Below are 17,897 nucleotides of genomic sequence, written 5' to 3'. Positions count from 1 at the left end.
CAATTAAATACCCCACGGCATTTAAATCGATATTTGCCGGATCTTTACTGTATATTAAGCCGTTATACGCCCGACAGAAACAGCACAGGGCCGCCCCTGCCGGTTCGTCACTTAGTTACTTCTACTGTCGATAACGTAGGGCACTTTCTTCTTGAACGTATCGTTCAGTTCTTTGCGGTCAAGTGACGTGAAGCCGCCCAACTGCCGGGCGCTGAAGCCGCTGTCCCCTACCGGTGCCCCGGGCGCCAGGCTGACCATGCGCTTGGCTACCGCCTCGATTGCCTTTTCATACCCGCCTTGCTTGTTCAGGTTGAACGCGCCGAGGTCAATCTGCGTGCGCAACCACCCTCCCCAGTAAAACTCCAGGAATTCCGGCACCACCTCACCAGAGGTCGGCTTGCCGTAGGACGCCTTGCGGGAGAAGTAAACCAGGCTGCGGAACATATCGTCGCCGAGGTCCTTGAAGCCCAGGTGTGCCGGAATTTGCTCAGGCGTGATGGTCTTGCCCTGGCCGTCCTTGAGCCAGACCTTGCGGCCCTGCTCCATGCGTTTCCAGAAAGTCGCCAGGTCGGGACTGTCGCTGAAGTTATCGGTGACCCGCACCCACATCTTCAGTTTGGCGCCGGCACCTGGCTGCTCCCACAAGGTACTGAACGAGTGGTGGCCGTCAGTGAGGTACAACTGGCCAGCGGGGCCGACCACCACGGTTTTCATGTCCGCCACGTGAGCGCCCACCGGGTCTTTGCAGGTGAAGCTGCCTGGCTTATGCAGATCGGCATCTTCAGGCACCTCGTCGACACCGCCCTGGCCGTTGGTTTCACAGTATTCGTCGAACACTTTTTTGGGCGACTCGGCAAATACCCCCAGCTTGTAATGGATCTGATCAAAACCGATGACGGCCTGGGTCGGGTGGAGCTGCTCCAGCGCCACATCGATCACCTCGCCTGGCTGGGGCGTGGAAAACGCCTGGACCTGAACACTGACGGCGCACAACAGCAGCGCCCACAACCATGAATGCATCCGCATGAGTACCGCTCCTTATGAATTCAGTTCGTCGATACTACAAACAATCCCCCTCACCGGCATGACTGCGCCTGAAAAAGCCGGAGGTTTATTAGCCCGCAAGCAGCTAGAATCAACGCTATCCGTGATCCACTAAAAGACAGGAGCCATGATGAGCTCGACCAACCCGCCCTCCCACACCGCCAAGCTGGATCGCATCCTCGCCGATGCCCAGCGCGACCGGGAAATGGGCTACCGCGACAAAGCCCTGAAGATGTACCCCCACGTGTGTGGCCGCTGCGCCCGTGAATTCGCCGGCAAGCGCCTGAGCGAACTGACCGTGCACCACCGCAACCACAACCATGACGACAACCCCCAGGACGGCTCCAACTGGGAGTTGCTGTGCCTGTATTGCCACGACAACGAACACTCGCGTTATACCGACCAGCAGTATTTCGGCGAAGGCTCCACCAGCAGCCCGACGATCGCCAAGGCGACGCACAACCCGTTTGCGGCGTTGGCCGGGTTGATGAAGAAAGACGACTAAAGCGATGTAATGAACGACCTGCTGTGGGAGATGGCTCGCAGTGGGAGATGGCTTGTTGTGGCGAGGGAGCTTGCTCCCTCGCCACAACAAGCCATCTCCCACTGCGAGCCCCTTTGCCATAGCAAGCTCCCTTGCCACAGTGTTGCAACACTTGCCGCTCAAACTGACCGCCTTTCGAGCAATCCCCGTATAATCGCGGTTTTTCTCGAAGGCACCCTCTCCCGTGGGCAATAAACGCTACAGCTGCATCGGTCTGTACAACCCCAAATCCCCCGAAAACGTCGGCTCGGTGATGCGCGCCGCCGGCTGCTACGGCGTGGCCTCGGTGTTCTACACCGGCAAGCGCTATGAGCGGGCCCGGGACTTTATTACCGACACCAAGAAGGTCCACCACGACATTCCGCTGATCGGTATCGACGACCTGAAAAAGATCCTGCCCCTGGGCTGCATCCCCGTCGCCGTCGAGCTGGTGGAAGGCGCCCGCCCTCTCCCCGAATACACCCATCCGGACCGTGCGCTGTATATCTTCGGCCCGGAAGACGGCTCCCTCGACAAAGAGATTCGCGACTGGTGTGAAGACGTGATCTACATCCCGACCACCGGTTGCATGAACCTCGCCGCCACCGTCAACGTGGTGCTTTACGACCGTCTGGCCAAGGGCAACAACACCCGTTCGGGCCCCAAATACTGATTTTTTGGGAACATCCGCGGCCTGTGTGCAGTCAGCTGCATATCAATCAGCCCTTGTTGGAGACAGATCATGAGCGACAGCAAAACCCTGCGACCCGTTATCCGGTCCACCCCGTTCGAGCCCCAACCCACGCAAAACGTCCAGGGCTGGGAACGCATCGGCTCCCTGGCTGGCGGTGTGGTGATGATGGGCAAAGGCCTGCGCCGTGGCGGCTTTTTCGGTTTGATCCAGGTGGCGATTGGCGGCGTAGCGCTGGCACGCGGGATCAGCGGGCATAGCTCGGCGAAAGAGTTGCTGGAGCGCAGCCGCCAGGAAATGAACAGCGTGCGAACCAAGATCGAACGCGCCGGTGAGGAACTGAAAAACCTCAAGACCAAGGCTGAAGTGGCGGCTGAAAACGCCAGCAAAACTGTGGGTTAACCCCGATCAAATGCGGGAGCGGGCTTGCTCGCGAAAGCGGAGTGTCAGTCACTGACTGTGTTTCTGATACACCGCTTTCGCGAGCAAGCCCGCTCCCACCTTGGTTTCAGTGCAGCAGTTTGGTATCGAGTACTACCGACGACTCGCCAATAATGCTCTCCCCCAGCTGCACGAATTCCTTTGTGCTGATGCTGTTCAAGCGCATCACCGCCTGGGTCAAATCATCCAGCGAACGCTTGTTGTGGGTTTTCACACGAATCTCGCGGTCCAGCTCCTGCAACAACACCACCGCTCGTGAGACGGTCGCGCTACTGGCGTGCTCGACCCGCAGGGTGGTCACGTCCTTGCCTTCGCTGGCCAGCCGGGCCTGCAGGGCGGCATAACGATCGTCGCTGATCCCCCCTGCGCGGCGCATCAGCTCAATGGCGTAGTACTGCGCCAAGCCCTCGCTGATCCAATCGCTGCCCTGATGGTCGTTGAAGCGGCCGATAGCCTGCACCACTTCACGGATCAACGGGCTGCTGCCGTTCTCGCTGACCAACGGCGTACGGCTGTTGAGGTAGATCGAGTCCCGCGCCGAATACGCACCGCGGCGCATCGGGTCACTGGCGCCCACCACCAGCAATTTCGCCGGGTGCCGTGGGAATGCCGCTTGCACTTGCGGCCAGACAAACGTCAGCAAGGTCAGCACATCCATGCGATGCATGCCTTGCCCTTTGGGCGACGCCACGGTGATTTCGGTTTCCCCCAGGCGCATCCTGCGACTGCCCAGCGTACCCGCGAGCATCCAGCCGGTGGGCCGGTCAAACAGGCGGGAAACGTTATCGATGCGGAATTTGTTCTTGCCGATGCGCGGCCAGGACGTCTCGACGCTTTTCCAGCCGGCAGGCAGTTCAAACACCAGACGCGACACCAGTTCAATGCCGTCCTGTTGATCCAGACGTGCAGTGGGCACCAGGTCCTCGCCGCGAAACAGCGCCCAACTCGGGGTCATCCGCGCTTCATAGACGCCTTTCTTGCGCGCGTGGGTGAGGCGTACACGGTAGGTCAGGCTGGCCTTGTCGGCACTCGGTTGCCACAGGCCGCGGCTGTCACCCGGGGTATTGCCCGGCAACACTTGCCACTGGCCATCGGCCTTGAAGTCGCTGTAGTCGCCGTCGCGGCCCAGGTCGAAGTTGAGGCTGCGCACCGCCGAGCCCTGGGACAGGCTCAGGCGCACTTCTGCCTGATCACTTTGGGGCAACAGCTTGACGTGATAGTCCAGGTCAACTTTCTTCGCCGCCCACGCCGGCGCACTCAATACCAACAACAGCAGGCTCGCCGCCAGCCTGGCTCCAACCGTCATACACACTCCTTCTCAGCCTGCACGAAAAATCAGGTAATCCTCCCAGTCATCCTCGGGCACGCTGCCTTCGCTGAGCATGCGCCCGGACTGGGAAATGCGTTCCTGGTGCACAGCGTCGCGATCGCCGCAGACCAGGTGGTGCCACAGCGGCAAGTCCTTGCGCTCGCTGACCAGCCGGTAACCGCAGGTGGGCGGCAGCCATTTGAACTGGTCGGCCTGGCCCGGAGTGAGCTGGATGCAATCGGGCACCGAGGCGCGACGGTTGGGGTAATCGGTGCACTGGCAGGTTTTCAGGTCCAGCAGTTTGCAGGCGATGCGCGTGTAGTAGACGCTGTTGTCGTCTTCATCCTCGAGCTTTTGCAGGCAGCACAGGCCGCAGCCGTCGCACAACGACTCCCACTCATCCTGGTCGAGTTGTTCGAGGGTTTTGCGGATCCAGAAAGGTTCGACTTTGGCGGCCATGGCTCTACATCAATATCGGTATGTTAAAAGGCCGCCAGTCTAGTGCCCATGGCCCCCGGGGCCAAGCGCTTACGACTGTCGGTAGAACAAGACTTGTCAGCCACCCGGCGGCGAAGTAGTTTTGAACCCCGGTTTTTCATCAGGATCAGCCCAATGAGCAGCAACCCACGCGTCGCCGACTATCCGATCCACCCACAATTCACCGACCGCTGGTCGCCGCGCGCCTTCACCGGCGAAAGCATCCCGGTGGACACCCTGTTGAGCTTCTTCGAAGCCGCGCGCTGGTCACCTTCGGCCTACAACTCGCAGCCATGGCGTTTTCTCTATGCGCGCCGCGACACGCCGAACTGGGAACGTTTCCTGGGCCTGCTGAACGAATTCAACCGTGGCTGGGCGCAGCATGCCTCGGCCCTGGTGATCGTCGCATCGAAGACGACTTTTGCCGTGCCTGGTGCCACCGAAGAAACCCCGGCCCTGTGGCACACCTTTGACACCGGCTCGGCCTGGGGCCACCTGGCGCTGCAAGCCAGCCTCAGCGGCTGGCACACCCACGGAATGGCCGGTTTCGACCAGGAACTGACCCGCAAGGAACTGAAGATTCCTGAAGGTTACGCCCTGCACGCTGCGGTGGCGATTGGCAAGCTCGGCGACAAATCGACCCTGGCCGACTACCTGCAAGCCCGGGAAACCCCGAGCCCGCGTCGTCCATTGAACGAGCTGGTGTCCGAAGGCGACTTCAACCACCAGGACTGAACACGCTCTGGCAGTCGTTGACGGTCACGTCAAAACCCTGCTGCTGCGATCACAGCAGGGTACACCCGCCACAAGTGCAGCTACGCCTTGGCGATCAGCGCGTAATAGGCCCTGCGCAGCTCGTCTCGATCACGCTTGTACATATTGGCGAGAAACGGTGTCATGTCTTCAAGACCGTTTGCGTTCAAGTCCACTGGATAGATTTTATTATCCCTCGCTGAATACAGGAAATTACTTAACTGCAGATCGTTGTGGTAAAGATTTTTCTGTTCCATGCGCCGAAATGCGTCATCCAGTAAAAGCCTGGCCTCTGGGGGCAAACTTCCCCTTGCCAGGGTATTTACATCCACCCCGTCCAGCTTGCCCATTTTCAAATAACGGCGACCATTTTCAAATATCGTGGTTGCAAAGCCGTCACCGTAATAGCTGTTCAGGCACAGGGTCTCGTTATCGACAAAGTCGTCGGCAGAAGTCATGGATGAAGGGCCATAGTCCTTATAGACACTTTTCCCGTCGAGACTGTCGTAGATCGTCCCCTCACCGCCCCCGCCAATTTCCGGCCCCAGGTCTGATGCCACAGAAGGCGGGTTACCGCCGCGTGCCCCCAGGCGCTGCCATTGGTCCCCCTGCAGGTGCTGCACCAGCAGCGGCGTTTGCCGGTTGTTGTGATAAATCTGCGCCTGTACGGCACCGTCGGCGGTGCGAGTCACTTGCCGCACTTCGTAGACCGCAGTGTTGCCGGCAGTATCGGTATGGCGGATGTGGGACAAGTGACCGTCCGCCGCCACATAGATCCCCTGACTGTTGCGCGCAAGCCCGGCTATTTTCGATTCGGCCACGCTGTAGTCGCCAAGCAACCGGTTGTTCAGGGCGCTGCCCGGCTCGGCAGGCGTGGTGATGATCGCCCCATCCATCGCACTCGTTTTTGCGGTGAAGCCTTCAAGAGGGCTGCCGTAAGGCCGCATCCTGTCCACATCAAACGCATACCATCGACCGTTCTGGAGTACCGCGCCTCCATCAACGCTTTGCCCGGCGACCTTGAAGGTACCCGTCGCTGCTGCGTCATAGTGTTTACTGGCAGCCTTCAACAGGTCATAGCTGCCGCTCGCGCCCCTGAGCTTGTTGACCACCTCTGCACCCGTGGCGCGTACAAAGTTGGCGCCTTTGCCCAGCAACCGGGCACCGCCCGCGACCAGTTCGCTGAAGCCATCCAATGGGTTGAATGCTTGAATGGCAGCCACACCGATGACTTTTGCCACTTGAATGGCCTTGGCGGCGGCGCTCGCGACCTTGGCCCCCGCCTTCGTGACTTTCGCCGCCACACCCGCGCCCGCCGTGACAAAACCAAAGACATCCAGCGCCAGGTCACTGGCCCCTTCCAGGTGGTTGCCCCTGGAAAAATTCACGATGGCTGACCTGAGCGGAATCAGGTCAAGAAAAAAGTGGGTGACGTTCCACTCGGTTGCCATTTGTTTATCGAATGAGGTGACACCCCGGGCATAGGTTTTTATATCATCACTGTCGAGATCAAGATGCTCAACAAAGGCATCGGCGATGTGCTGGGTTCGCGCACTGGAAAAACTGGGGGGCGGCGTTGACAAGCCGTCCTGGCTCTTTTGGCCAAGGGCAGCCTCGCTCACGGTCTTGGGCTTGAAGGGCTCCGTCTTGAACTCCTTGTTGGCCTGCCGCTCGCGTTTTGTTGTTAACTCCGAGGTCGGCACCGACTTGATTGCACCTGCGTTCAAATCAATTTCATAAACAGTGTTGCCATTCCTTCCGGTGGCCTTGACCCACAGTTTGTTTTCCGCGCCCTGGCGTTTTTTAGAGGTGAAGTCGAGGCCCAGTTCATAAGTGTTTTTCTGAAAAAACTCGAGCTTTGCAAACTCCAGGTTTTCCCGGTCAACCAAGGGCAGTGTTGCGACAAGGTGCTTGATGACGCTGCGAACCCCTTGCTGGCGAGAAGTGATTGCTTGTTCAAATTCTTCGTTGAAGATTTTGTTCACGCTGAAATCCAGGCTCTTGCCTTTGATTGCCTCGGCAATGCTCGGGTCCCTGGTTTCCCATGGGTATTGGCCAAGTCCGCTCATGGCGATGTCCAACAACGAGAAAAGCCCGCCGGGCGCCCGGTTCGGATCATAAAGTGGTTGGGCTGACGGTTGTTTCGAGTCAACGATCTTCAGTCGTTTCTCTTCAAAAGGTACGTGTTCGCCAAACCGCTCCTTCAAATGGGCCAACGCAATGTCTTTACGGCTTGGAATTTCGGCTTCCAACAAACCGGTAGCCGCAAGCGTCGACTTCAGTTGTGCGTTGAATGCCGTCCTTGCACGGTCTATCTCATCGTCGCTGTAATGATCACCTGGCTGGCATGTGACGATCCCGTTGACCACGGCCCAGTCCACCAATGCCGCCTTTTGTGCATGTTCGGCGGCGGCTCGATTCGTCAGGATCGCGTTTTCCGCGCTGGACATGACTTGGGCAAAGGTCATGTGCGCCACCTTTCCGGGGAACTGCGCCTCTATGGCCGCCGCTGCGACCGCGAGACTTACCCAGGCCGGGCTGCCGTAGGTCACGCGGTCGGGGATGTCCTTGATCAAAAACTCGGGCGCCTTTCGTGCCAGTAACAAATAGGCGCCGGCCTTGGCCATCTCGGGACTGGTCTGGTGATTTTCGTGCAGGAAAGTGCTCAGGCGCTCGAGCACTGCCGAAGCCGGCCTGCCCCAGTGGGCGTGTTGCGCGAGGTCGAAACCTGCCACACGGTTACGGTGCGGCGCCGTAATGGACTCGGGATCCAGCAGCAGGTGGATTGCGCTCAGTACGTATTCGTTCACGCTGGCATCGGTGGCGACGCCCCCGAGCTGATCCCGGATGGCTTGCCCCAGTGCCTGCCCGCGGGTGGAGCTGACGAGGGTTTCGAGTGCCTTGGCAGGATCAGCCAATGCCTCGCCCGACAACGGCTGGTTCGCGTTCAGATATTCCAGTACACCCACGCTTGCGCCGATGTGCGGTGCATTGGGGTTCTGGCTGCCATGGTCGGTAGCCGCCGCCAGTACCCTGCGCTGTTCAGCGGCGCTCATGGGAACAGGCCAGGACAACCCGCCGCCAAAATTGCCGAGCGGATGCTCCAGTGCCCTGTCAATCACCGCATGGGCATGACCGGTCAGCTGAAAATGATTGGTGGGCAACCCCAAGCCGATACTTCCGAGAAAGGTCTCTACCGTCGCCGCTTTACCCGCCTGGGTCGGGTAGGACGAGTCGGGGTGTATTTGCATCGGTGTCGTTTGCAGCGCGGCCAGCACCGCTTGAGGGCTGGCATTCACGCCAAGACGGCTGGCGATTTCGTTGAGCTTCTGGCCCAGTGTCCGCAGATTCTCGCGGTCGCCCAACGCCGCGGTGAGACCGGATTGCCGGGGGACTGGGGCGAGGGCCTGCGTATCGCGATCGGCCGTAGCACCCAGAGCAGAGGGCAATAGAGGGAGCGCCGCCGGCTCGGTAGAAAGCAGGGAAAGTTGCGGAGTTACCCGTGGAGGGAGAGACACAGTGCCAGCATTCAACATGAGAATGTACCCATCTGGAGAGGGGTACGAGCCTCACATACGGCCTGCGAAACGAACATCTGATTAGTGTTTGCAGAAATTTGTAAGCGCCCGGCAACACGCGTTGCCGAGCCTTCGCGCTGTCAGTAACCGCGCTCGAAACTCACTTCGCCGCGCAACGTTTCCTGCGCCTGGTACGCGCGCAAATTCTCGACAAATAATTGCACCATCATCCCCGGCGAAGTCGGCGCCGAGCTGTGGCCGGTCAACAGCAAGCCCCAGGCAGTCCAGAACGGATGGCGCTGGGGCAATGGCTCCTGACGGCAAACGTCGATCACCGCGCCGGCCAGATGACCTTCCTTCAACGCTTCCACCAGGTCTGCATCGACCACCGCCACGCCGCGCCCGACGTTGATGAACAACCCGGTCGGCTTGAATTGCTTGAACAGCGCCGCATTGTACAAATCGTGGGTGTTCGGTGTGTTAGGCAGCAGGTTGACCACGTAGTCCACCTCACCCACCAGGCGCGGCAACGCGTCGAGCCCGGCAACTTCGACAAACGGCGTCTGCTCACGGGCCTCACTGGCAATGCCGTACAGCTCAACGCCAAACGGCTGCAGGAATTGCGCAACGCTGCGGCCGATATCACCGGTACCGACGATCAGCACTTTGCGCCCCGCCAGGCTCTGGCCCATGCGGTTATCCCACTTGCGCTCGACCTGGCTGACCAGCCGCGCCAGCACTTCACGCTCATGGCCAAGCATGTAAGTCAGCACGTATTCGGCCATCACCTGGCCAAAAATGCCCACGGCGCGGGTCAGGCGGTAATCCCGCGGCAGGCCGTCGGCCAGCAGCGGCGTGATGCCGGCCCAGGTGGATTGCAGCCATTGTGGCTGGTGCCCCTGGCGCAGCAAGGTGGCCAGAAGATCCGGCTGGCCCAGCCACACCGGGCAATCGGCCGCCAGGCGCGACAATTCGGCGGAGTCGCCGCTGGTCATGACCTCAAGGTCCGGCGCCGCTTCGCGCAGCAGCCGGGCGTACAGCGGGTGATCGTGTTCAGCAATCAGAACGCGCATGGTTCAAACCTTTCAAAAACACTGCAGGCGGCCGCCGGTCCAGTTCACTGTACCGTGCGGCCGCCGCCAAAAATTGAATTCCATAGATGATGTGCCCCGGACGGGGCACTGACCGATCACATCGGGTCATTGCGTCGCAGCAGCTCTTCGGGCAAGTGTTCGATGTACTCGTCCTCGGCCGGCGGCATTTGCAGGTGGTAACCCTGCTTTTCGAGGTTCTCCAGAACCACGGTGATGTCCTCGCGGGACAGCTTGCGCTCCGGGCTCAGCACCAGGTCGAAGGCGTGGTGCGGCTTGCCGAAGGCGGCCAGCAGACTTTCCGGCACGCGCTCCAGTGCATCGCTTTTCAGCACGTAGAGGTACATCTCGTTTCGTTTGAGGCTGCGATAGATGGAGCAGATACGTTTCAAGGCTGTTCTCCGGCAGTGGCCAGGCTGTCCAGCAGCGCCTGGCCCATCAGTTCGCGGCGCCAGCCACGCAGCGAATCTGGCAATTGGTAAGGCCCCTCGGGGTAGCCGCTCTTGACCAGGGCTTCAAGGGTTTTCTTGCGCAGCATCAGTTCCGGCGCCATGTCCAGGCGTTCGGCCTCGGCCTGGCCCAGGGCGCGCAGTTGCTTGATCAGCGTGGCGGCGTCCACCGGCAATGGCTCGGCAACCGCCGGTGGCCACTGGTCCATGGGCACGCTGCCGGCGCGCTTGATCAGGCCCAGCAGGAACTCGCCGTCCTGGCGCACGGTGCGCGGGTGCATGTCTTCGATCTTGCCCAGCGCGGCGAGGTTATCCGGCTGGGATTTGGCCAGGGGCCATAACGAGTGCTCACGGATGATCCGGTTGCGCGGCAGGTCACGGGCACGGGCTTGCTGTTCGCGCCAGGCGCACAGTTCGCGCAATACGGCGAGCTGGGCACGGGAGAGTTTCCAGGCGAGCTTGGCGTCACGGTAAACCTCGTACGGGTCCACTTCGCGGCGCAGGTTGGCCACCAGTTCGGCACCGTCTTCCAGGACCCAGGCGTATTTGTCGTCGGAAAGCTTCGGGCGCAGGCGTGTGTAGACTTCTGCTAGGTGCACCGCGTCTTCGGCGGCGTAGCTGATTTGCGTCTCGGACAATGGCCGCTGCAACCAGTCGGAGCGGGTCTCGCCCTTGGGCAACTCGATATCGAGGACGGCTTGCACCAACCGCGAATAGCCCATGGAGAAACCGAGGTTCAGGTAGGCCGCCGCCAGTTGCGTGTCGAACAACGGCACCGGCAGGCTGCCGGTCAGGCGCAGCAACACTTCCAGGTCTTCGCTGCACGCGTGTACCACCTTGATCACCGCCGGGTTCTCCAGCAAGGCGGCCAGGGGTTGCCAGTTGTCGATGGTCAGGGGGTCGATCAGGTAAGCGCGCGCGCCATCACCGATCTGGATCAGCCCGGCTATGGGATAAAAGGTGTCGACCCGCATGAATTCGGTGTCGAGGGCGACGAATGGCAACTGCTGCCATTCGGCGCAGTGCTGGCCGAGGCTATCGTTGTCGCAGATCCAGTGAATATCGATGGCCACACGGCTCTCCCTTGAAGAATGGCGCGCAGTATATATCGCGAAAGGGAGTTGCGAGCATTCGCAGTACAGCATCCGCCATGAAAACTCTTATAGGAGCTGAAGAATAGTCCGACAGTCGGTACTTATCCTCTCTTACGCAGGACATACACCCGCCACATGGCTGAGCCGGGCATGAACTCCTGTTGACCGAGGACCTTGAAACCCGCCAGGCGAAACTCCGCCTCCACTTGCGCCCGGTGGCTGGCAACTGCCGCCGGGCCAGGCTGCAACGCCCGGTAGCCGCTGTCGCTGTTGACCGAAACAATTACCGTGTCGCGGCTTACCCGATGAAACTCACCGAGCAGGGCCAGGCGCCCTTCTGCCGTTGGCACATGGCGAAACAACTCCAGGCAAAAAATGCAGTCCACCGCGTTGGCCGAAAGGCCGATGGAAAATGCCGAGCCCTGGAAGGTCTTGATCCGCTTGAGCAAGCCCGGCGCGTGGTGGGTACGGGCGTGGTCGAGCATGTCCTGGGAATTGTCCGACGCCAGGATCACCCGGTTGCTGTGCTCGGCCAGCACCGGCCAAAAGCGCCCGGAGCCGCACGCCAGGTCGAGAATCAGCCCTGGCTCGCCGGCGATCTTCAGTGCACGGCGCACCAATTGCTCATCGCGCCACAACCCCAGGCGCCGCAACAGCCCCGGCGGACGCGTGTCGGCGCAGACCAGGGCATGCTGCTGGCCAGCTCGTTCGGCAAATTCAATCTCGATGGAAGACGGCGGTTGCGACGGCATCACACGACTCTGTTAATGGATCAGACATTCGCAGCTTAACCACCGTCTCGTGAAAAAAAGGTCGAAGGATTGTTCGCCGTTAATGCAGAACCAGTATCCAGCCCGCTGCCTGTCTGTTAACTGTCTGTGATCAGCGCCTTCATCTTCAGGCCTGGTGCAGATACCAGCGCCAATCCTGCTCGCCCACCTCGCCCATGAACTGACGGTATTCGGCCCGCTTGACCGCCAGGTACACGCCGAGGAATTCGCCGCCGAACGCCTCACGCGCCCAAACCGAGCCTTCAAGCGCACGCAAGGTGGTCAGCCAATCGGTGGGCAGCAACTCCTTGGCCTGGGCATAACCGTTGCCCTCCACCGGCGCGCCGGGGTCGCGCTGTTCGCGGATGCCCCGGTGGATACCGGCCAGAATCGCGGCCGCCGCGAGGTACGGGTTGGCGTCGGCGCCGCAGATACGGTGTTCGATATGCCGGGAAAACGCCGGCCCGCCGGGCACCCGCAGTGTGACGGTGCGGTTGTCCACGCCCCAGGTCGCGGCCAGCGGCGCGTAGCTGTTGGTCTGGAAGCGTCGATAGGAGTTGGCGTTGGGGCAGAACATCAGCAACGAGTCGAGCAAGGTGCTGAGCATGCCGCCCACCGCGTGGCGCAACAGCGGCGTGCCGTCGGGCGCTTCGCTGGCAAACAGGTTATTGCCGTCGCGGTCCGCCAGGCTGACGTGCATGTGCATGCCGGTGCCGGCCAGATCGTCGAACGGCTTGGCCATGAAACACGCGGTCATCCCGTGCTTGTGGGCTACGCCCTTAACCAGGCGCTTGTAACGCACCGCCTCGTCCATGGCTTGCAGGGCATCGCTGCGATGCTCCAGGGTGATTTCCACCTGGCCCGGGGCGTATTCGGAAATCGCCGTGCGCGCCGGGATGCCCTGGAGTTTGCAGGCGCTGTAGAGGTCGGCGAGGAACGGTTCGATCTGCTCCAGCTCCCGCAGGCCGTAGACCTGGGTCGAGCGCGGGCGCCCGCCGTCGACATCCCGCGCCGGTTGCGGGCGGCCGTTGCTGTCGGGTTTCTGGTCGAGCAAATAGAACTCCAGCTCCGCCGCCATCACCGGGTAATAGCCGTCGGCCTTGAGGTCGTCAATCACCCTGGCCAGCAGGTGCCGGGGATCGGCCACGGTAGCGGGCATGCCTTCGGTGGGGTGCATGCTGACTTGCACTGCTGCCGTCGGGATCAGGCGCCACGGCATGCGCTGCAAACTGCCGCTGACCGGGTAGGCACGGCAGTCGATATCACCGACTTCCCAGACCAGCCCTGAGTTCTCCACGTCGTCGCCATTGATGGTCAGGCCGAGGATGGTACTCGGCAGCGGCCGGCCACTTTCATAGACCGCCAGCAGTTCATCGCGGTGCAGCAGTTTGCCGCGAGGCACACCGTTGTTGTCGAGGATGAACAGCTCGAACATCTCGATATCCGGGTTCTGCTCAAGAAAGGACTGGGCTTCGTGCAGGGTGGCAAAGGGCGTGCTCATGGGCATTCTCATACGTTCGCGTCAGGCAGGCGCGCGGGCGCTGCCGGGCAGATGCGCGGGGCATCCATTCGGGCAAATCAACGTAGGAGAAAGGTGTCCGGTGGGCGCGCGTGGCGGCAGTGCCAGAGCGCCCAGAAGGCGAGTTCGGAAGGGAGGGCATCAGCGGTGACTCGACGACGATCCGGACGGCTGGACGCGGTGGCGCCTGGCGATGTCTCAGGGTGTGTGTCGGGGGAACCGTCCATGCGGGATTCACAGTAAAGAGATGCCGGGCAGCCTCACACGCGAGGTTAAGCCGTTAAATCCAGTCTTGATGGAGTTTGGTTGTGCCGTGGCTAAACATTTGCAAATAATGGCGGCCCTGCCCATGCCCAAGGACCCGACCGCATGAAAGCATTGCTGACCCTTTCCCTGCTGGCCGGCCTGTCTGCCCAGGCCCTGGCCGACAGCCCTGCGTCGCGCCTGGATGAAGTGCTCCAGCGCGGCGAAATGAGCGTCTGTACCACCGGCGACTACAAGCCCTACAGCTATTTACGCCCGGACGGCAGCTACGAAGGCATCGACATTTCGATGGCCCAGTCCCTGGCCAAGAGCCTTGCGGTGCAGGTGAAGTGGGTGCCGACCACCTGGAAAACCCTGATGCCGGACTTCCTGGCCCAGCGCTGTGATATTGCGGTGGGTGGTATTTCAGTGTCCCTGGAGCGGCAGAAAAAGGCGTTTTTCAGCCAACCATTGGGCGTCGACGGCAAGATCCCGCTGGTACGTTGCGCCGATGTGCAGCGCTATCAGACGGTGGAGCAGATCAACCAGCCGCAGGTACGCGTGATCGAGCCTGCGGGCGGCACCAATGAAGTATTTGCGCGGGCGCATTTGGGCAAGGCACAACTGACGCTGTTCCCGGATAACGTGACGATTTTCGAGGAACTGCTGGCGAACAAGGCGGACGTGATGATCACCGACGCCAGCGAGGCGCGGTATCAGCAGAAGCTCAAGCCGGGACTGTGCGCGGTGAATCCCGAGCGGTACATGCAGTACAGCGAAAAAGCGTTCCTGCTGCCCCGCGATGATGTCGCATGGAAGAGTTATGTGGACCAGTGGCTGCACTTGAGCACGGTGACCGGCGTGTACGACGGCATCATCAATCAGTGGCTGGCTGCGCCCTGATCAGCTCGACAAACTCCCTGCACGCCGCACTGCGATAGCCTCCCTTGCGGCTGAGCAACGCCGCCGTGCGTTGCGGCAACGGCGGGCTCAGCGGCACCGCCTGCAACCCCGGCTGCACCTGGGCAATCGCGCTGGGCAGGATGGTCGCCAACTGCGTATTTCGTACGATTTCGATAATCGCGCTGATGGAATTGGCCTCCATGGTAATCAGCGGTTTCACCGCCTGGCTGCGAAAATACTCATCGATATAGCGACGCGTGGCGAAGCCGGCATTCAGCAGCACCAACGGCTGCTGGAGCCACGACTGTCGATCAATGCCGGGATGACCGGCGCTCACCACTACGCTCAACGCCTCGACAAACACCCCTTCACACTCGATATCCGGCAAATGCTCGCCGGTAAAACCGATGCCGATATCCAGCAAATCCTCCGTCAGTGCCGCCTCCATGCGGTCCTGGGTCAGCTCCTCGACACTCACTGTAATCCCCGGATACAGCCCGTTAAATCGCGCCAGCAGCGGCCCGATCAGGTAGGCGGTAAATGTCGGCGTCATCGCCAGGCGCAAGCTGCCACGGCTCAGGTCCTGCACGTCATGCATGGCGCGGGTGCCGGCCTGCAGATCCTGCAAGGCCAGGCGCGCAAACCGCACATAGGCCTCGCCAGCATCGGTCAGGCTGACGCGTCTGCCGGAACGGTCCAGCAGTGGCGCACCGAGAGTGTCTTCCAGTTGCCGGATCTGCTGCGACAAGGTCGGCTGCGACACATGCAGCGCCTCCGCCGCCCGGGTGAAATTACGGTGCTCGGCAACGGCCAGCAGGTAGCGGATATGACGCAGCAACATGGAAGGCGCTCCAACTATAGGCATGACTTATAGAAACCATAATAAGCCGGTCTTGGACGCTATAGCTGAAAACTTCCATCCTTGCCCCATCAGCGACGCAAGGAGAACCACCATGCAAGATCTCATCGACGGCTTTCGCAAGTTCCAGGGTGAAGCCTTCACCCAACGCAGCGACCTGTTCAAACACCTGGCTACCACGCAAAACCCCGGCACGTTGTTCGTGTCTTGTTCCGACAGCCGCGTAGTCCCGGAACTGCTGACCCAGCAGGAACCCGGTGACCTGTTTGTGATCCGTAACGCCGGCAACATCGTCCCGTCCTACGGGCCGGAGCCTGGCGGCGTGTCGGCCACCGTCGAATACGCAGTAGCCGTTCTCGGCGTCAGCGACATCGTGATCTGCGGCCACTCCGACTGCGGTGCCATGACCGCGATCTCCACCTGCAAATGCCTCGACCACTTGCCCGCCGTGGCCAACTGGCTGCGCCACGCCGAGTCGGCCAAGGTGATCAACGCCGCCCGCACTCACGCATCGGATGCCGACCGGCTGAACTCGCTGGTACGGGAAAACGTGGTCGCCCAACTGGCCAACCTCAAGACCCACCCTTCCGTGGCCCTGGCCCTGGAACAAGGCCGGCTGAGCCTGCACGGCTGGGTCTACGACATCGAAAGCGGCGCCATCGACGCCCTGGATGGCCGCAGCGGGCGCTTCGTGTCGCTGCTCGACCACCCGGCCACCCGTGCCTACGCCGCCTGAACCTTATTCAAACCCAAGAGGACATCACCATGCTGCAATCCCAATTCGCCCAATCCCCACGCCTGGCCCTGGCCGACACCATCATCGACATCAAGGCGCGCAAGAACCTGTCATGGCAGGACCTCACCGACGGCACCGGCCTGAGCCTGGCGTTCGTTACCGCCGCCCTGCTCGGCCAGCATCCGCTGCCCAAGGACGCTGCCGATGTGGTCTGCGAAAAGCTTGGCCTCGACCAGGACGCCAGCCGCCTGCTGCAAACCGTGCCCCTGCGCGGCAGCTTCCCGGGCGGCGTGCCGACGGACCCGACCATGTACCGTTTCTATGAAATGCTGCAGGTCTACGGTTCGACCCTCAAGGCCCTGGTGCACGAACAATTTGGCGACGGCATCATCAGCGCGATCAACTTCAAGCTGGACATCAAGAAGGTCGAAGACCCGGACGGCGGCTCCCGCGCGGTGATCACCCTGGATGGCAAATACCTGCCGACCAAACCGTTCTGATTTGCCGGCAAACCGTCTACGCTCTTGGCACACCAACAAGATCGAGGGACGGGTAATGAAGGCAATGCTCCGAGCCACCTGGCTGCTGCTGTTATGTGTTGGCCAGGTGCACGCCGCCACCGCTGAGGAGGCGGATGCCCAAGCCGCCAAGGCCTTGCTGGAAAAGGCCTTGGCGTATTACCAGACGAATGGTGACAAGGCTTTTGCGGCGTTCAGCCGCCAGGGTGAATTCGTCGACCAGGACCGTTACGTGTTCGTGGTCAACACCAAGGGCGTGCTGCTGGCGAGTGGCGGGCCCTCTTCTGCGTTGATCGGGCGCAATGTTTCCGAGGTACTGGGGCCGGATTTGAACAAGTCGTTCAAGGAGGCGTTGGCGGTGCCTGAGGGCAGTGGCATCCAGCAGGCCGATTACCGGTGGCAGAACTGGAATGACGGCAAGGTGGAGCGCAAGCATGTGTATTACCAGCGCGTCGGGCAGCGGATTTTGGCCGTTGGCTACTACCTGCCGCGGGCGACGCCGGAACATGCCAGAGCGCTGCGAAACAAAGCCGTCAAGGCGCTGGAGAAAGACCCGGTTGGGACGCTCAAGGCCATCAACGCCATGCAGGGTGGTTTTCTACAGGACGATTTGTATGTGTTTGTGGTTGACCTCGACACCCAGCGCTACGTGGCCCATGGCACGACTCCGCGGTTGGTGAATACGGATTTCAGCAAGATCAAGGATCCCGACGGGAAGCCGGTGGGTGAGCCGATCCTGGCGGTCATGGCCGAGCAGGATCAGGGGGAATACAAGTACCGCTGGAAAAATCCGGTGACCGGAAAGGTTGAGAACAAGCATGCGTATTTGCGCAAAACCGGACATTTCATGGTGGCTGTGGGGTATTACAGCCCGTGAAGGTCAGCTATTTAAATGCTGGAACGCAATCGAATGTGGGAGCGGGCTTGCTCGCGAATGCGGTGTATCAGCCAACCTATTT

General features: G+C 61.0%; 18 protein-coding genes. 8 read left to right on the top strand and 10 right to left on the bottom strand.

Annotated features, from left to right (window positions below; translation table 11 throughout):
* Window positions 1–111: 111 nt before the first annotated feature.
* Window positions 112–1,026, bottom strand: coding sequence for a ParB/Srx family N-terminal domain-containing protein (locus HYE77_RS02245; protein ID WP_177068352.1), 915 nt, complete (start codon window positions 1,024–1,026; stop codon window positions 112–114).
* A 148-nt stretch (window positions 1,027–1,174) separates the two neighbouring features.
* On the opposite strand from HYE77_RS02245, the gene HYE77_RS02240 reads away from it, so the two are divergent.
* The 3 genes from HYE77_RS02240 to HYE77_RS02230 all read left to right on the top strand — a co-directional run bounded on the left by HYE77_RS02240 (window position 1,175) and on the right by HYE77_RS02230 (window position 2,660).
* Complete coding sequence (locus tag HYE77_RS02240) at window positions 1,175–1,549, top strand: YajD family HNH nuclease (protein ID WP_003210675.1); 375 nt, start codon at window positions 1,175–1,177, stop codon at window positions 1,547–1,549.
* A 223-nt stretch (window positions 1,550–1,772) separates the two neighbouring features.
* Entirely contained in the window at window positions 1,773–2,240 is a 468-nt protein-coding gene (locus HYE77_RS02235) for an RNA methyltransferase (protein ID WP_003210674.1), read from the top strand.
* Between the two features lie 69 nt (window positions 2,241–2,309).
* Window positions 2,310–2,660, top strand: coding sequence for a DUF2892 domain-containing protein (locus tag HYE77_RS02230; RefSeq protein WP_003210673.1), 351 nt, complete (start codon window positions 2,310–2,312; stop codon window positions 2,658–2,660).
* A gap of 106 nt (window positions 2,661–2,766) precedes the next feature.
* Here HYE77_RS02230 and HYE77_RS02225 read toward each other — a convergent pair whose 3' ends face one another.
* Together HYE77_RS02225 and HYE77_RS02220 are read right to left on the bottom strand one after the other, a co-directional pair.
* Window positions 2,767–4,005 carry a hypothetical protein gene (locus HYE77_RS02225; RefSeq protein WP_087692570.1) on the bottom strand — a complete coding sequence of 413 codons (1,239 nt, stop codon included), beginning with the start codon at window positions 4,003–4,005 and terminating at the stop codon, window positions 2,767–2,769.
* 12 nt (window positions 4,006–4,017) lie between these two features.
* Entirely contained in the window at window positions 4,018–4,467 is a 450-nt protein-coding gene (locus tag HYE77_RS02220; RefSeq protein WP_003210671.1) for a YcgN family cysteine cluster protein, read from the bottom strand.
* Window positions 4,468–4,620: 153 nt separating this feature from the next.
* Between HYE77_RS02220 and HYE77_RS02215 the strand changes: the two genes are divergently transcribed.
* Window positions 4,621–5,220: a nitroreductase family protein gene (locus HYE77_RS02215; RefSeq protein ID WP_008437924.1), complete on the top strand. Its 600-nt coding sequence runs from the start codon at window positions 4,621–4,623 to the stop codon at window positions 5,218–5,220.
* Between the two features lie 80 nt (window positions 5,221–5,300).
* Here the strand turns inward: HYE77_RS02215 and HYE77_RS02210 are convergent, their stop codons facing one another.
* The 6 genes from HYE77_RS02210 to HYE77_RS02185 form a co-directional block, all read right to left on the bottom strand.
* Window positions 5,301–8,774 carry a hypothetical protein gene (locus tag HYE77_RS02210; RefSeq protein ID WP_177068351.1) on the bottom strand — a complete coding sequence of 1,158 codons (3,474 nt, stop codon included), beginning with the start codon at window positions 8,772–8,774 and terminating at the stop codon, window positions 5,301–5,303.
* A gap of 122 nt (window positions 8,775–8,896) precedes the next feature.
* Window positions 8,897–9,829, bottom strand: a complete 933-nt coding sequence (locus HYE77_RS02205; RefSeq protein ID WP_087692572.1) for a D-2-hydroxyacid dehydrogenase — start codon at window positions 9,827–9,829, stop codon at window positions 8,897–8,899.
* A gap of 116 nt (window positions 9,830–9,945) precedes the next feature.
* On the bottom strand, window positions 9,946–10,239 hold the full coding sequence (locus HYE77_RS02200) for a YcgL domain-containing protein (RefSeq protein WP_003210667.1): 294 nt from the start codon (window positions 10,237–10,239) through the stop codon (window positions 9,946–9,948).
* A complete protein-coding gene (rnd, locus tag HYE77_RS02195) occupies window positions 10,236–11,369 on the bottom strand; it encodes a ribonuclease D (RefSeq protein ID WP_008437922.1) in 1,134 nt (377 codons plus the stop codon). The genes HYE77_RS02200 and rnd overlap by 4 nt, the downstream gene beginning before the upstream one ends.
* Before the next feature lie 122 nt (window positions 11,370–11,491).
* Window positions 11,492–12,142 carry a class I SAM-dependent methyltransferase gene (locus HYE77_RS02190; protein ID WP_003210665.1) on the bottom strand — a complete coding sequence of 217 codons (651 nt, stop codon included), beginning with the start codon at window positions 12,140–12,142 and terminating at the stop codon, window positions 11,492–11,494.
* A gap of 145 nt (window positions 12,143–12,287) precedes the next feature.
* A complete protein-coding gene (locus HYE77_RS02185) occupies window positions 12,288–13,661 on the bottom strand; it encodes a glutamine synthetase family protein (protein ID WP_003210664.1) in 1,374 nt (457 codons plus the stop codon).
* Between the two features lie 387 nt (window positions 13,662–14,048).
* Between HYE77_RS02185 and HYE77_RS02180 the strand changes: the two genes are divergently transcribed.
* Window positions 14,049–14,825, top strand: a complete 777-nt coding sequence (locus HYE77_RS02180) for a transporter substrate-binding domain-containing protein (RefSeq protein WP_087692574.1) — start codon at window positions 14,049–14,051, stop codon at window positions 14,823–14,825.
* Here HYE77_RS02180 and cynR read toward each other — a convergent pair.
* Window positions 14,800–15,666 (bottom strand): transcriptional regulator CynR, encoded by an 867-nt coding sequence (gene cynR / locus HYE77_RS02175; RefSeq protein ID WP_177068350.1) that lies wholly within the window; start codon window positions 15,664–15,666, stop codon window positions 14,800–14,802. The genes HYE77_RS02180 and cynR overlap by 26 nt on opposite strands.
* A 112-nt stretch (window positions 15,667–15,778) precedes the next feature.
* On the opposite strand from cynR, the gene HYE77_RS02170 reads away from it, so the two are divergent.
* Genes HYE77_RS02170 through HYE77_RS02160 form a run of 3 tightly spaced genes read left to right on the top strand, consistent with a single transcriptional unit; the run spans window position 15,779 to window position 17,815 of the window.
* Entirely contained in the window at window positions 15,779–16,420 is a 642-nt protein-coding gene (locus HYE77_RS02170; protein ID WP_087692575.1) for a carbonic anhydrase, read from the top strand.
* A 29-nt stretch (window positions 16,421–16,449) separates the two neighbouring features.
* Window positions 16,450–16,920 (top strand): cyanase, encoded by a 471-nt coding sequence (gene cynS / locus HYE77_RS02165; protein WP_177035892.1) that lies wholly within the window; start codon window positions 16,450–16,452, stop codon window positions 16,918–16,920.
* A gap of 55 nt (window positions 16,921–16,975) precedes the next feature.
* Window positions 16,976–17,815 (top strand): cache domain-containing protein, encoded by an 840-nt coding sequence (locus HYE77_RS02160; RefSeq protein ID WP_003210658.1) that lies wholly within the window; start codon window positions 16,976–16,978, stop codon window positions 17,813–17,815.
* The last annotated feature ends 82 nt before the right edge of the window (window positions 17,816–17,897 follow it).

Source organism: Pseudomonas sp. IPO3774, from assembly GCF_013386835.1.
GTDB lineage: Bacteria > Pseudomonadota > Gammaproteobacteria > Pseudomonadales > Pseudomonadaceae > Aquipseudomonas.
This window is presented reverse-complemented; position numbering and strand designations above follow the sequence as displayed.